Origin of the sequence: Microbacterium sp. BK668 (assembly GCF_004362195.1) — a bacterium.
In the GTDB taxonomy this organism is placed as follows: Bacteria; Actinomycetota; Actinomycetes; order Actinomycetales; family Microbacteriaceae; genus Microbacterium.
In genome coordinates this window covers 2,401,213-2,415,575 of record NZ_SNWG01000001.1, presented here as the reverse complement: position 1 = coordinate 2,415,575, position 14,363 = coordinate 2,401,213, and the positions used below count along the sequence as shown (strand labels likewise).

Sequence of the window (14,363 nt, the reverse complement as noted above, 5' to 3'; positions counted from 1 at the left end):
TCAGACCTCCGCCCCGGCCGGTTCCTCGGCGTGTCGGAGGACGGGCAGATCGCTCGGACTCGAGAGCGTCCCGCGGACGGCGGTCGCGGCCGCGACCAGCGGCGAGACGAGGTGCGTGCGCCCGCCCTTGCCCTGCCGGCCCTCGAAGTTGCGGTTGGACGTCGAGGCGCAGCGCTCGCCCGGGGCGAGCTGATCGGGGTTCATGCCCAGGCACATGGAGCAGCCGGCGAAACGCCATTCGGCACCGAAGTCGATGAAGACCTTGTCCAGGCCCTCCGCCTCGGCCTCCAGGCGCACCCGCGCCGAGCCGGGGACGACCATCACCCGGACGTTCGGGGCCTTCGTGCGCCCGCGGATGATCGATGCGAACGCGCGGAGGTCTTCGATGCGGCTGTTCGTGCACGAGCCCATGAACACCGCGTCGACCGGGATCTCCTTCAGGGGCGTGCCCGCCTGAAGGTCCATGTACTCCAGCGCCCGCTCAGCCGCGGCGCGCTCGTTGGGGTCCGCGAACGTCTCCGGCGAGGGGACGACATCGCTGAGCGAGACCCCCTGACCGGGATTGGTGCCCCAGGTCACGAACGGCTCGAGCTCGTCCGCGTCGAGGAACACCTCGGCGTCGTAGACCGCGCCTTCGTCGCTGGGCAGGGTGCGCCAGTACGCCACGGCATCCTCCCAGTCCTGGCCTTTGGGCGCGTGCGGACGGCCCTCCAGGTAGGCGAACGTCGTGTCGTCGGGCGCGACCATGCCCGCGCGCGCCCCCGCCTCGATCGACATGTTGCAGATCGTCATGCGCCCCTCCATCGAGAGGGAGCGGATGGCCGAGCCGCGGTACTCGAGCACGTAGCCCTGTCCGCCGTTCGTGCCGATCTTCGCGATGACGGCGAGGATGATGTCCTTCGCGGTGACCCCCGGCCGGAGCTGTCCTTCGACGGTGATCGCCATCGTCTTGAAGGGCTTGAGCGGCAGGGTCTGCGTGGCGAGGACGTGCTCGACCTCGCTCGTCCCGATGCCGAACGCCATGGCCCCGAAGGCGCCGTGCGTCGAGGTGTGCGAGTCGCCGCAGACGACGGTGATGCCCGGCATGGTGAGGCCGAGCTGCGGGCCGACGACGTGCACGATGCCCTGCTCCCGGTCGCCCAGGGAGTGCAGGCGGACGCCGAACTCCTCGGCGTTGCGGCGGAGGGTCTCGATCTGCGTGCGGCTCGTGAGATCGGCGATCGGCTTGTCGATGTCGAGCGTCGGAGTGTTGTGGTCCTCGGTCGCGATCGTGAGGTCCAGGCGACGGACGGGGCGCCCCTCGGCACGGAGGCCGTCGAAGGCCTGCGGGCTGGTCACCTCGTGGACGAGGTGGAGGTCGATGTAGATGAGGTCGGGTTCGCCGTTCTCGCCCTTGACCACGAGGTGGTCGTCCCACACCTTCTCGGCGAGGGTGCGGGGGCGGTCGGGGATGCCGAAGCCGTCGGAAGCGGGGGTGCTCATTGCTCTGTCGTTCTCCTCGAATGGGGGATCAAGCCCGCAACGGACTCCGCGACGAGGAGGGGCTCAGAACGAGATCTCGCCGCGGCCGCTAAGGAGAAGGCGAGCGATCCGCACCCGGTCAGACTACCACCGGGCGCGGATCGCCCGTTCGCGCGGCCCGCTCAGCGCGGCCCCTCGGACCTGGGCGGCTGCTCCACGGTGGGCGGGGTGCCCTTCTCGTCGGCGACGGCGGCGGCCGCGGCATCCGGAGTCGCGGCCTTCTTCTCACGGCTCGACGAGGCGAGGCTCGCGATCGTGGCGACGGCCATCGCGGCGATGATGACGAGCAGCGACACCCACGTGCTGATCTCGGGCGCCCACTCGACGGGCTCGCCGTCGTTGATGAACGGCAGCTCGTTGACGTGGAGGGCGTGGAAGAAGAGCTTGACGCCGATGAACGCCAGGATGAAGGCGATCCCGTAGTGCAGGTACTTGAGGCGGTCGAGCAGGCCGCCGAGGAGGAAGTACAGCTGACGCAGACCCATCAGCGCGAACAGGTTCGCCGTGAAGACGATGAAGGGGCTTTGCGTGATGCCGAAGATCGCCGGGATCGAGTCGATCGCGAAGATGAGGTCGGTGAAGCCGATCGCGACGAACACGAGGATCATCGGCGTCCAGATCCGCTTGCCTGCCACGACCGTGCGCAGCTTCGCGCCGTCGTAGTGGTCGCTGATGTCGATGAAGCGCCGCAAGAACCGTACGATGCCCGACTCCGCCTTGGCGTCCTCGTCGTGCGCGCCCGGGAACGCCTGCCGCCATGCGGTGAAGACGAGGAAGGCGCCGAAGATGTAGAAGATCCACGAGAAGTTCTCGATCAGCGCAGCGCCCAGCATGATGAAGATCGCCCGGAGGACGAGGGCGATGATGATGCCCACCATGAGCACTTCCTGCTGGTATCGCCGCGGCACCGAGAACTGGGCCATGATCAGCACGAAGACGAACAGGTTGTCGATCGACAGGCTGTACTCCGTCAGCCAGCCCGCGATGAACTGTCCCATCGCGTCGGAGCTGCCGGTCACCCAGTACAGGACGACGGCGAAGATGAGCGCGAGCGCGACGTAGAACACGACCCAGAGGGTGGCCTCCTTCATCGAGGGGATGTGGGGGCGCTTCAGGATGATCAGCAGATCGGCGACGAGGATCAGGGTCAGCACGATGAGGGATCCGACGGCGAACCAGGCGGGGATCTCGAAGGTCATGGGTACCTTTCGGGGATGCTCAGGGACCGAAAGTCTCTCCCCCGCGTACGCGGCGCGCGCCCGGGGCTCCGCGACGGCAGCCCGTGATGACGGACGCGCGAGGTCGGGATACTCCCTCTCGCCCGAACAGACTACAGCGCGCGTGCGGCCCGCTCCGCCCGGAAGCGGCGACGGCCGCCCCGACCCGTGAGACGAATGCCGATCCACCGACACTTCAGGGGTGAGAGACAATGAGGCGCTGGCCTCACCGGACGGACGGTGCATGACCGAGATCGATGGGACGGATGCCGCGCTGGCGCGTGCGGCCGCGGACGGCAGTGAGCACGCCTTCCGCGCGCTGTATCGCGCCTATGTGCGACCCGTCTACTGGATCGCCCACGGGCTCGTGGGTAACGCCCCCGACGCCGAGGACGTCACCCAGGAGACCTTCCTGGCTGCGTGGCGGAAGCTGCGGGGCTTCGAGCTCGCGGGGGATTCGCTCCTCCCCTGGCTCGCAGCGATCTGCCGCCTGCAGGCGGCGAACCGCATCCGCCGTCAGCGCCGCGACCGCGAGCGCACCGCGGGAGCGGCCGATGAGACCCTGCCCGCGCGCATCGACGTCGAGAAGCAGGTGATCGACGCGGACCTCGCCGAGCGCATCCTTCGTGAGGTGGAGGGCCTGAGCCCGCTCGACCAGGACATCTTCCGGCTCTGCGCCGCGGAGGGATATGCCTATCAGGCGGCCGCCGATGAGCTCGGCGTCGCGCACGGCGTCGTCCGCAACCGTCTCTCCCGCATCCGCACGCGTCTGCGGACCACCGTCGAGGAGAGCACATGAACACGTCACGCCGCGAGGAGGCCACCGCAGAAGAGGCCGGCCTTCCCGAGCTGCCCGACGCACGCATCGCGGAGATCGAGGAGTCGCTGTTCGCCGAGATCGCGCGGCAGCGGCGCGCGCAGCGCGCGCGGCGCGGACGGTGGTGGATCGGCGGAGCAGCCGCTGCCGCGGTCGTCGTGGTGGCCGCGATCGCCGCGCCGACGATCGTCCCGATCGTGTCGGGGTCGGCCGGCTCATCCGTCTCGGACCAGGCGGGTTCTGCGCCCGCTGCTCCCGAGACGATGACGGGCGACTCCGGGGCGCAGGTGGCGGAGGGGGCGCGCGATTCGTCGAGCACGCTCGAGTCCTCGTCGGTTCCGCTCGCCGACCGCCCGGCGGGCCGCGACATCATCACGACGGCTTCAGCGACCGTCGTCGTCGAGGACGTGCGGGACGCGACGGCGAAGGTCGGAGCAGCCGCCGAGGCGGCCGGCGGCTACGTCGAGTCCCTGAGCATCGGCCAGAGCGGACAGGTGGTGCCGGTCGACCCCGGCGCAGGATACGACACGGCGTATCCGTATCCGTATCCGTATCCGCCGACCGACGGTGCGGTGATCACGGTGCGGGTGCCCGCCGACCGGCTCACGGCGACCGTGAACGATCTCGCCGACCTGGGCGAGGTCACGGCCTCGACGATCAACCGCCAGGACGTGACCGAGCAGACGGTCGACCTGCAGGCGCGGATCGATGCGACGCAGGCCTCCGTCGACCGGCTCACCGCACTTCTCGCGCAGGCCGGGGACCTCTCGGATCTCATCGCCGCCGAGACGGCGCTGTCCGAGCGCCAGGCCACCCTGGAGTCGTACCAGCAGCAGCTGGAGTCGCTGGAGGGTCAGGTCGAGCTGTCGACGCTGACCGTCACGCTGACACCCGTCGCCGAGCCCGTCGAGGCGGATCCTGCCGGATTCGCCGACGGACTGGCGGCCGGTTGGAACGGGCTCGTGGCCACGCTCAACGGCATCGTCATCGCGCTCGGGTTCATCATCCCCTGGCTCGCGCTGGCCGCTGTCGTCGCGCTCGTGATCTGGGGCGTGGTGCGGCTGGTGACGCGCCGCCGCGCGGCACGCCGGGCGCGGGCTCGGTCGGAGCGCGACGCGGGCGCCCCTGCCTCGCAAAGCCTCGCTGAGCAGGCTCGTGAGGGTGGGGACCGCGAAGCGTAGAGCTCAGACGCCCTCGAGCCGCTCGCTGCGCCGCTGGATCTCCACCGAGGCCTCGTGCGCGCCGGCGAGCCGCTCGATCGGCGAATCGAGCACTTCGACGGCCGCGATGGCGGAGCCCGTGCCGGGCCCGAGGGCGAGCCACGAGTTCGCGGCGACGCCGTCGACCAGCGCGGGGAAGCGCACGACGTCGGCCCGGCCGTACTGCGCGAGGACCTGTGCGTAGTGCAGGACGGCGTCGGCGACTTCGTCCGTGGTGAGGAACCGGCTGCCGCTGAAGAGCAGATCTTTCATCGCATGAACTCGACTTCACCCCAGGGGCGCACGTTGCGCGCTTCTCTACCGGTCCTCTTATGTTCACGACGACCCGGCGATCGGCCGAGTGGGTTGACCGATGGACCGGCGTTTGATAATCCTCCCCGGCGGCGCGAGGACCGCCCGCGGGGCTACCGCCCGCGGGGCGGGTCCGAAGAGACCACTGACGCCGAACAGCAAGAAAGCCGGTCCTGGCGGACCGGCTTTCTTGCTGTTGGTGACCCCAGCGGGATTCGAACCCGCGTTACCGCCGTGAGAGGGCGGCGTACTAGGCCGCTATACGATGGGGCCGTCAGGCAACCGTTCAAGTATGCCATGGCCGCGAAGCCCGTCCAAATCGAGGCGGGAACGCAGAATCGCCCTTGCCGGACGACGCGCCGCACGGCTTGACTCGTCACATGCGAGTGACCAAGTTCGAGCATGCCGCCCTCACGATCGAGAACGAGGGCAGCAAGCTCATCATCGATCCCGGATCGTTCACCCTGCCGCTCAGCGACCTCAACACCGTCGTCGCCGTCGTCATCACCCACGAGCACCCCGACCACTGGACGGCCGATCACCTCGACCAGATCCTCAAGTACTCCCCCGGCATCCCGATCTACGGTCCGGAGGGCGTCGCGAAGGCTGCGGGGGGCTATGACATCACCGTCGTCGCTCCGGGCGACACGGTCACCCTCGACGACTTCACGCTTCGCTTCTTCGGCGGCACGCACGCCGTCATCCACGAGTCGATCCCGGTCATCCAGAACGTGGGCGTGCTGGTGAACGAGCAGTTCTACTACCCCGGCGACTCCTACGCCGTCCCCAAGGGGGTGGACGTCACGCTCCTCGCCGCGCCCATCGGCGCACCGTGGCTGAAGATCGGCGAGGCGATGGACTTCGTCCTCGCTGTGGCGCCGCGCCAGGCTTTCGGCACGCACGACATGACGCTGTCGGTGATCGGTCGGGACATGGCGCGCGCTCGGCTCCAATGGGCCGTCGAGCAGGACGGCGGGCAGTTCCTGGTGCTCGAACCGGGCGAGGCCGCCGACATCTGACCGGGAAGACGACGGATGCCGCGGGCCGGACCGGCCCGCGGCATCCTTCTGTCGTCTCTACTCGGCGTCGAGATCCGTCTCCAGCAGCTCGACGAGCTCGTCGAGCGCCTGATCGGCACCCTCGCCTTCCGCCTTGAGGGTCACGACGGTTCCCTTCGAAGCTCCCAGACCCATGAGCGAGAGGATGCTCCCCGCGTTGAGGTCGGGGCCGCCGTCGACGGCGATCGTGACGGGGACCGGCTTCTGCTGCACGGCCTGCACGAAGAGCTTGGCGGGGCGGGCGTGGAGGCCCGAGCTGCTCGCGATGGTGGCCTGGCGTTCTGCCATGAGTGCTCCTGTTCTTGTCTCGGCGAGGATTCCTGGTCAGGCGGGGACGGCGGTCGCCGTCAGGCTGCTCGCCTCGGCGGCCTCGAGCTCCTTCGGGGCGATGAAGCGCTTGAAGGCGACGACGAGGAACGCTGTCACGACCGTACCGGCGATGATCGACACCGCGAAAGCCCAGAAGGGGTTGATCGCGAAGAAGACGAAGATGCCTCCGTGCGGCGCGAGCGACTGCACGCCCAGCGCCATGCTGAGGCCGCCCGTCACGGCACCGCCCACCATCGACGCAGGGATGACGCGGAGGGGGTCGGCGGCCGCGAACGGAATCGCTCCTTCGCTGATGAACGAGGCGCCGAGCAGCCACGCGGCCACGCCGTTCTCCCGCTCGACGGGTGTGAACATGTTGCGGGCGAGGACCGTCGAGGCCAGCGCCATGGCCAGCGGCGGCACCATGCCCGCCGCCATCACGGCCGCCATGATGAGGTACGGGGTCGTGTTCTCCGCCGACGCCGAGGCGAGCCCCGCGACGGCGAACGCGTACGCGACCTTGTTGACCGGACCGCCGAGGTCGAAGCACATCATGAGGCCGAGGATGACGCCGACGACGATGATGCCGGAGGTGTTCGCGACGTCGGTCAGCCACGTGTTGAGCCACTCCATGAGGGTCGCGATGGGGCGGCCCAGGAAGAGGATGAGCAGGCCCGAGGCGACGATCGATGCGACGAGCGGGATGATCACGACGGGCATGAGACCGCGCAGCCACCGCGGCGCGTTGAGCCGGCCGATCGCCAGTGCGACGAAGCCGGCCAGCAGACCGCCGACGATGCCGCCGATGAAGCCCGAGCTCATGAGCACCGCGACGGCGCCAGCGACGAAGCCCGGCGCGATGCCGGGGCGGTCGGCGATCGCGAAGGAGATATAGCCCGCGAGAGCCGACACGAGGAAGCCCATGGAGGTTGCGCCGATGACGAACGCGACCGAGCCGAGGTACCGGCCGAGGCCGCCCGCGGGCAGATCCCACAGCGCATTCTGGACCACGACGTCGAAACCGAAATCGGTGACCTCGTAGCCCGCGAGCAGGAAGCCGAGAGCGATCAGGAGACCACCGCCGGCCACGAAGGGGATCATGTAGCTGACGCCGGTGAGGAGGATCCGCTGGATGCGGGCGCCCCACGACAGCGACTCGGTCGGTGCGGCGGCACCCGCCGCCGCGGCCGTTCCCGACACCCGCGTGGCGGCGGGGTTGTTGGCCGCCGCCACCGCTTCGGCGATCAGCTGGTCGGGCTGCTCGATTCCGCGCTTGACGCCGGAGCGGACGACGGGCTTCCCGGCGAACCGCTGGAGCTCGCGCACGTCGACGTCGGTGGCGAAGATGACCGCGTCGGCGCCGTCGATGACCCCCTGCGGCAGCGCCTGGTAGCCGCTCGAGCCCTGCGGCTCGACGGTGAGGTCGACGCCGTTCTTCTTGCCCGCGGCGGTCAGAGCGTCCGCCGCCATGAAGGTGTGGGCGATCCCGGTGGCGCAGGACGTGACGGCGACGATGCGCGCGGGACGCCCCTCGACCGTGAGGCCGGGTGCGGTGGCGGTTGCCGCGGCCTGCCCGGCCGGAGCGCCGACCGACCCGGCGACGGCCGATGTGCCCGCTCCCGTCGCGGAGGCGGGCGCCGCGTCCTCCTCCCCGATGGCACGGCGCACGATCGAGACGACCTCGGCCGTCGAGCCGGCAGCGCGCAAGCCGCTGGTGAAGTCGTCCTGCATGAGGCTGCGGGCGAGCTTCGACAGGACCGCCAGATGCGCCTCGGCTGCGCCCTCGGGCGCGGCGATGAGGAACACGAGGTCGGCGGGGCCGTCCGGTGCGCCGAAATCCACGCCGGGCTTGAGGCGCGCGAACGCGAGCGACGCCTCGTTCACGGCGGCGCTCTTGGCGTGCGGGATGGCGATGCCGCCGGGAAGACCCGTCTCGTCCTTCTCCTCGCGCGCCCATGCGTCGGCGAAGAGGGCGCCGGCGTCGGTGGCGCGACCCTGCGCGACGACGCGTGCGGCGAGGGCTCGGATGACGGCGGCCTTGTCGGCGCCGAGCCCGACATCGAGGCTCACGAGCTCTGGTGTGATGGTGTGTGACACGATGACCTCCTCAGGTCGGTGATGCAGGTTCAGGGAAGAGTCCGGATCGGCACGTCGCCGTCCGGGAGGTCGGCGGGCGAGGGCGCCTGGGTTCCGGGCAGGGATGCCGCGGCCGCTCCGTAGCGGATGGCCCGGCGGAGCCGCTCTTCGGGGCCGGCCCCGTCGAGATCGGCGAGCAGGTAGCCGGCGAGAGAGCTGTCGCCCGCGCCGACCGTGCTCACGACGCGTATGCGCGGCGGGGTGCCCGCCCACGCCCCCTCGGCGTCGACGAGCACGGCGCCGGTCGCGCCGAGCGTCACGAGGGCCGCCCCGACCCGGCCGGGAACCAGGCGGCGGGCGACCGGGAGCACGGCGGCCGCCAGGTCGTCGCCCTGGGCGAGTTCGACGCCGGCGAGCTCGGCGAGCTCCTCGTCGTTGGGCTTGATGAGATCGGGGCGTCCGCTCTCGACGACGGCGGCGAGGGCTGCGCCGGAGGTGTCGACGGCGATCCGCGGTGCGTCCGCCCCGAGACGTGCCCGAACGGCCCCGATGGTCGCGACGTAGAAGTCGTCGCCGGCGCCGGGTGGCAGCGAGCCGGCCAGTGCGAGCCATCGTGCGCCCGAGCAGGCGTCCACGACGGCGTCGATGACGGCCGCCACGTCGTCGGGGGCGAACCGCGCGCCCGGGAGGTTGAGCTTCGTCGTGACGCCTGCGGGGTCGGTGATGGTGATGTTGGCGCGGACTCGTCCGTGGATCGCGACGCGCCGGGCTGCGACAGCGGAGGTCCTGAGCGCGGCGTCGTACGGGTCGTCGGCCGCGAGCGGCAGCACGGCGAGCGATCGGGCGCCCGCCGCTCCGATGACGCGGGCGACGTTGATGCCTTTGCCCCCGGCATCCTCGCGCGCGGAGGTCGCCGCCTGCACCTCGCCCGGCCGCAGGGTGTCAGCCAAGGTGATCGTGCGGTCGAGCGACGGGTTGGCGGTGAGGGTGACGATCATGCGAGCCACACCTCCACGCCCGCCGCGGCGAGTGCGGCAGCCAGCGGCCGGTCGGGCGCGGCATCCGTCACGAGGATGTCGATCTCGTCGAGGTCGGCGAAGCGCACGAACGACTCCACGCCGAACTTGGCGCGGTCCGCGAGGGCCACCACGCGGCGAGCCGACCGGACGATCGCGGTCTTGACCGCCGCTTCGGCCGGGTCGGGTGTGCTCAGACCGAATTCCGCGGAGACGCCGTTGGTCCCGACGAAGGCGAGGTCCGGGCGGAGCGTCGCGAGTGCCGAGAGGGTCGACGGGCCGACGGCGGCGGCGGTGAGCCCGCGCACCTGTCCGCCCAGGACGGTGAGCCCGATGTCGGGCAGCAGAGAGAGGGTGTGCGCGACCGGTACCGCGTGCGTCACGACATCCAGGCGCGCCCCGGTCGCGGCGATGCGCTCCCCGATGCCTGCTGCGACGGCCCCGACGGTCGAGCCGGCGTCGAACACGACAGCGCCGCGGTATCCGTCGGTGATGACGTCGAGCGCCCGGTGGGCGATGGCCCGCTTCGCGTCGGAGTTGACCGTCATCCGCTCTGCGATCGACGGCTCCGAGACGCTGCCGGCGCGCGCCGGAACGGCTCCGCCGTGTACTCGGCGCAGCAGCCCCTGGTGCTCGAGCGCGTCGAGATCCCGGCGGATCGTCTCGGTCGTCACGCCCAGGTCGTCGGCGAGCACGACGACCGAGACGCGGCCGCGCTCGGCGAGATGCCGAGTGATGTGAGCTTGTCGCTCCGTCGCGTACATGTGGTTCCTCACCGTCAAGGTGACACCAAGATACAACAGAGCCAAAGCCAAAACAAGTCATTCCCACATAAATGCAGATCGGGACTCCGGGCGGCGACACGATAGCCTCGCGGAATGCCGGACAAGCCCGCCGCGGAGGTGCAGATCAGCAGCGAGCTGGTGAAGCGCCTGGTGGCTTCGCAGGCCGCGGATCTCCCGGACCTCTCCCCGCTGCCCCCGTCGAAGGTCGCCGAGGGGTGGGACAGCGAGCTGTGGCGCCTCGGCGACCGGCTCGCCGCGCGACTGCCCCGACGAGCCGTCGCGGCTCCCCTCGTTCTCCACGAGCAGCGCGCGCTCGACGTGCTCGCCCCGAGGGTCGCGGCCGTCGGAGTCGGCGTGCCGGCGCCGATCGTGCACGGCGTCCCAGGCGGCGGGTTCCCGTGGGCGTGGTCGGTCGTCCCCTGGTTCGACGGCGATCGCGGCCTGGACGTCGCCCGCCCCGAGCGCTCCGGATGGGCCGAGCGCCTGGCCGCTGCCCTCGAGGCGCTGCATCGACCGGCGCCCGCCGACTTCCCGGTGAACCCCGTTCGTGGCGTGCCCTTGCCGTCCCGCGCTCCTGCTGTGGAGGACCGGATGTCTCTGCTGCGCGATCGAAAGGCCGTGCCGACCGGACTCCTGGACCACGCCGGCGACCTCTGGCGGGCGGGTGCGGCGGCCGCGACGTGGGAGGGCCCGCCCGTGTGGATCCACGGCGACCTGCACCCGGGCAACCTCATCGCGCGCGGCGGGACGCTCGTGGCGATCATCGACTGGGGCGATGTCACGGCGGGCGACCCGGCCTACGACCTCGCCGTCGCGTGGCTCGCCTTCGACGAGCACGGCCGGAGCCGCTTCCGCGCTGCGACGGCCGATCGCTACGCACCGCCGACGTGGGACCGCGCCCGCGCGTGGGCGGCTGCCGTGGCCGTGCTCCTGCTCGCGCACAGCGACGACAACCCCGACTACGCGCGTCTGGGCCACGACACCCTGGAAGAGCTCGCGCGCGGCTGAGGAAGGAGGATGCCTCGGGTCGCGGCATCCTCCTCCCCCGTGACACGCCCCGCCGTGCGTGCGTCACCGGATGAGGCCGACCTCCGCAGGCGTGATACATCCGAGCCGGGGGAAACCGATCCTGCTCACGTGTATCTCCTGGGCACTATCGCTCTCTTCTCCACGTGGACACAATGGGCGCTATGACGCACGGGGGCGCCGAGGCATCCGTCGACTCCGTCGAGCCCGCTCGATGGGAGCACGCGGGCGCGCTGTTCGTGCGATGGCGCGAAGGGGACAGCCGCGCGATGGACGAGCTCGTGCGCCTCATGACGCCCGCCCTGTGGCACATCGTCCGCTCGTACGGCCTGGACGCCGGTCTGGCACAGGATGTCGTTCAGACCACCTGGCTCACCCTCGTGCGACGACACGCGTCGATCGCGGATCCCCGCGCCGTGTCGGGCTGGTTGACGATGTGCGCTCGGCGGGAGGCCTGGCGGGTGGGCCGGCAGCACCGCCGCGCGACGCCGACCGAAGCCGAGTCGCTCGAGTCGCACCTTCCGGTGCACGAGTCGGCGGAGCAGGAGGCCGGCGCCGCGGACGAGCGGGTCCGCCTGTGGACCGCGGTGGCGCGGCTCGATGACCGATGCCGACACCTCCTGCGCATCGTCGCGTTCGACGAGAGACCCGACTACGCGCGGATCGCCGAGGACCTGGCCATGCCCGTCGGTTCCATCGGGCCGACCCGGCAGCGCTGTCTCGCCAAGCTCCGCGCCGAGCTCGAGCGCGCCGGATGGGGAGGACGAGAACATGGACGATGAGGAAGCCGGCGCGGATGCCGCGGTCTTCGCGCGCTTGCGTGGGATGTGGGAGCACACCGACCCGGTGCCGCCGGACCTCGCCGATCGCATGGTCGCCGCGGTGGCCGTCGCCGATCTCTCGCGCGACTACGCTCTGCTGACCCTCGTCGAGGGATCGACGCGGGTCGCTGTGCGCGGTGAGTCCGACACGTCGACGCTGCAATTCAGCGACGGCGAGACGAACGTGCTCCTGCATGTGACGGCGGCGGAGGACGGCTCGCGCCGGGTCGACGGGTGGGTGGATGCCGCGGTCCTCGCGATCCGGTTGGTGCAGGACGGACGGGATTGGCCCTCGTCCGCCGATGAGAACGGCCGGTTCGCCTTCGACGGGATTCCACCCGGCGTCACGCGGCTGCATCTCGTCGTCCGCGGCGCGGACGGCGACCTGCGCGACTTCCGGACGCCGCGATTCGAGGTATAGGACGTGCGGCCCCCCGGCCCTCAGGGCCATGATGACGTCGGAGACCGGGCTCCGGCGCAGAAAGGGAGCGGCGAGATGGCGGACGATTCGAACTGGCGCGATCGTGAAGCGGCGGCGGTGCCCCGAGGCGTGCCTCTGGATCCCCGTGCGGAGACCGTGAGCGGGATCGCGGCGTTCCCGACGGTCTACATGCCCGGGCACCTGCTGATCTCCGGCGAGCCCGCCGGCGCGCTCGAGCGGCTCGGGACCGCGGCCGAAGCGTTCGGCTGGAAACTCTCACCTGTCGTGCTCCGGCCCCCGCGCAAGCGCGAACGGCCGCGCGCACGCGGCGCGCAGCTCACGCGGGTGGATATCCGCCCGGCCGACGGGGTCGTTCCCCCCGTGCCCGTCGACGCATGGCGCCTCCTGCAGCACGCCCGGCGCCGCGCTGTCTCCGGCCGCGCGGCCGTGGGGGCAGGCGGTGCGCCCGGCGTCGGCCGGCGCCTCCCCGTATCCCCTGCACTTTCTCCGACCCCGGACGACCCGCTGCGATCCGTCGGCCTCGACCACGTCCTCACGCTCGACGACATCGGCGTCAATCCCTTCGCACGCACCAACCCGTTCGCCCGGACGAATCCCTTCGCACGCACCAACCCCTTCGCCCGCACCAATCCCGCCGGCGAACTGGACAGCTACGCCTCGGCGGGCTCGGGAGGACTCGAGGTCGTCACGTACGTCGGCGCGGCGCCGGCGCCGACCTTCTCGGTCCAGAAGGAGGGACGGCGACCCGTCGTCGCCGTCGTCGACACGGGATGCGGTGAGCACGCGTGGCTTCCGGGTCCGGACGGCTCCGACGACCCGTGGGTGCAGGCCCGCCTTCCCTCGTCCACGCCCCCCGCCGTCGTCGGGGTCGATCAGGCCGAAACCGATCCCGAGACCCATCCCGACCAGACCGGACCCCGCGACGGACGGCTGGATGCGGCATCCGGTCACGGCACCTTCGTGTGCGGAATCGTCCGGCAGGCGGCGCCCGATGCCGACATCCTCGCCGTCCGCGTCGCGGACAGTGACGGCACCGTGCTCGAGAGCGAGCTGCTGACGGCCCTCGACGAACTCCTCGAGCTCATGGATCACGGAAGCGACCCGCTGTCCCTCGACGTCCTGAATCTCTCCCTGGGCTACTATCACGAGACACCCGAGGACGGCCTCTTCTCGACCGCGCTCTACGACCTCCTGGTCGACTTCCGACAGCGCGGCGTCGTGGTGGTGTGCTCGGCCGGCAACGACTCGACCGATCGACCGGCGTTCCCCGCGGCACTGTGGGAGGGCAGCGAGCCGGGGCTCGGCCTCGGTCCCGAACCGGCGGACCTCGCCCCTCACGTGTCGGTCGGCGCGCTCAACCCCGACCGGCGCTCCGTCGCGCTCTACAGCAACATCGGCGGGTGGGTGCGGCTCTACGCGCCGGGCACGTCGGTGGTGAGCACGCTTCCCGCCTCTTTCACCGGCGGTCTCGCCCCCGCGGCGCGCGACGACCGCCACGGTCTCACGCGCACGATGATCGACCCGGATGACTTCCACGGCGGGTTCGCCATCTGGAGCGGGACCTCGTTCGCGGCGCCGTATGTCGCCGGCCTGATCGCGCAGGGGATGGCGTCGCAGCTGACGTCGGGCACGAGGCCGGAGACTCCCACCTTCGACGGTCTCGTGACGGCGCTGTCGCCCCGCGAGCTCTCGGTGTGGGATGCCTCGCGCCCCGCGTCGCGGTGAACGACTCCCGCAGCGGCCGGTCGGAGTGAGGCATACGGG

At 71.0% G+C, this 14,363-nt stretch carries 14 protein-coding genes and 1 tRNA gene; 7 read left to right on the top strand and 8 right to left on the bottom strand.

Annotation, left to right across the window (positions count from 1 at the left end):
• Complete coding sequence (gene leuC, locus EV279_RS10760; RefSeq protein ID WP_133543349.1) at positions 1-1,482, bottom strand: 3-isopropylmalate dehydratase large subunit; 1,482 nt, start codon at positions 1,480-1,482, stop codon at positions 1-3.
• 161 nt (positions 1,483-1,643) lie between these two features.
• Positions 1,644-2,720: a TerC family protein gene (locus tag EV279_RS10755; RefSeq protein WP_133543347.1), complete on the bottom strand. Its 1,077-nt coding sequence runs from the start codon at positions 2,718-2,720 to the stop codon at positions 1,644-1,646.
• A gap of 262 nt (positions 2,721-2,982) precedes the next feature.
• On the opposite strand from EV279_RS10755, the gene EV279_RS10750 reads away from it, so the two are divergent.
• Complete coding sequence (locus EV279_RS10750) at positions 2,983-3,537, top strand: sigma-70 family RNA polymerase sigma factor (RefSeq protein ID WP_133543345.1); 555 nt, start codon at positions 2,983-2,985, stop codon at positions 3,535-3,537.
• Positions 3,534-4,736 carry a DUF4349 domain-containing protein gene (locus EV279_RS10745; protein ID WP_133543343.1) on the top strand — a complete coding sequence of 401 codons (1,203 nt, stop codon included), beginning with the start codon at positions 3,534-3,536 and terminating at the stop codon, positions 4,734-4,736. Before EV279_RS10750 ends, EV279_RS10745 begins: the two co-directional genes overlap by 4 nt.
• 3 nt (positions 4,737-4,739) lie before the next feature.
• On the opposite strand, the gene EV279_RS10740 is transcribed toward EV279_RS10745, so the two are convergent.
• Both EV279_RS10740 and EV279_RS10735 read right to left on the bottom strand, forming a co-directional pair.
• Positions 4,740-5,027 (bottom strand): hypothetical protein, encoded by a 288-nt coding sequence (locus tag EV279_RS10740; RefSeq protein ID WP_133543341.1) that lies wholly within the window; start codon positions 5,025-5,027, stop codon positions 4,740-4,742.
• 236 nt (positions 5,028-5,263) lie between these two features.
• Positions 5,264-5,339 (bottom strand) — tRNA-Glu (locus EV279_RS10735).
• Between the two features lie 107 nt (positions 5,340-5,446).
• Here EV279_RS10735 and EV279_RS10730 point away from each other — a divergent pair.
• Complete coding sequence (locus EV279_RS10730) at positions 5,447-6,085, top strand: MBL fold metallo-hydrolase (RefSeq protein WP_133543339.1); 639 nt, start codon at positions 5,447-5,449, stop codon at positions 6,083-6,085.
• Positions 6,086-6,142: 57 nt separating this feature from the next.
• Here EV279_RS10730 and EV279_RS10725 read toward each other — a convergent pair whose 3' ends face one another.
• The 4 genes from EV279_RS10725 to EV279_RS10710 are packed head-to-tail and all read right to left on the bottom strand — an operon-like array spanning position 6,143 to position 10,289.
• The gene (locus tag EV279_RS10725; protein WP_133543337.1) at positions 6,143-6,412 is read right to left on the bottom strand and encodes an HPr family phosphocarrier protein; all 270 of its coding nucleotides are present in this window, start codon (positions 6,410-6,412) and stop codon (positions 6,143-6,145) included.
• Between the two features lie 36 nt (positions 6,413-6,448).
• Positions 6,449-8,530, bottom strand: coding sequence for a fructose-specific PTS transporter subunit EIIC (locus tag EV279_RS10720; protein WP_133543335.1), 2,082 nt, complete (start codon positions 8,528-8,530; stop codon positions 6,449-6,451).
• A 29-nt stretch (positions 8,531-8,559) separates the two neighbouring features.
• Positions 8,560-9,507 (bottom strand): 1-phosphofructokinase, encoded by a 948-nt coding sequence (locus EV279_RS10715; RefSeq protein WP_133543333.1) that lies wholly within the window; start codon positions 9,505-9,507, stop codon positions 8,560-8,562.
• Positions 9,504-10,289 carry a DeoR/GlpR family DNA-binding transcription regulator gene (locus EV279_RS10710; RefSeq protein ID WP_133543331.1) on the bottom strand — a complete coding sequence of 262 codons (786 nt, stop codon included), beginning with the start codon at positions 10,287-10,289 and terminating at the stop codon, positions 9,504-9,506. The genes EV279_RS10715 and EV279_RS10710 overlap by 4 nt, the downstream gene beginning before the upstream one ends.
• A 114-nt stretch (positions 10,290-10,403) precedes the next feature.
• Here EV279_RS10710 and EV279_RS10705 point away from each other — a divergent pair, with 114 nt between their 5' ends.
• The 4 genes from EV279_RS10705 to EV279_RS10690 all read left to right on the top strand — a co-directional run bounded on the left by EV279_RS10705 (position 10,404) and on the right by EV279_RS10690 (position 14,324).
• Positions 10,404-11,318 carry a phosphotransferase gene (locus EV279_RS10705; RefSeq protein WP_133543329.1) on the top strand — a complete coding sequence of 305 codons (915 nt, stop codon included), beginning with the start codon at positions 10,404-10,406 and terminating at the stop codon, positions 11,316-11,318.
• Positions 11,319-11,500: 182 nt separating this feature from the next.
• A complete protein-coding gene (locus EV279_RS10700) occupies positions 11,501-12,118 on the top strand; it encodes a sigma-70 family RNA polymerase sigma factor (RefSeq protein WP_133543328.1) in 618 nt (205 codons plus the stop codon).
• Positions 12,108-12,578, top strand: coding sequence for a hypothetical protein (locus EV279_RS10695; RefSeq protein WP_133543326.1), 471 nt, complete (start codon positions 12,108-12,110; stop codon positions 12,576-12,578). Before EV279_RS10700 ends, EV279_RS10695 begins: the two co-directional genes overlap by 11 nt.
• Positions 12,579-12,653: 75 nt before the next feature.
• Positions 12,654-14,324 (top strand): S8 family serine peptidase, encoded by a 1,671-nt coding sequence (locus EV279_RS10690; protein WP_133543324.1) that lies wholly within the window; start codon positions 12,654-12,656, stop codon positions 14,322-14,324.
• The last annotated feature ends 39 nt before the right edge of the window (positions 14,325-14,363 follow it).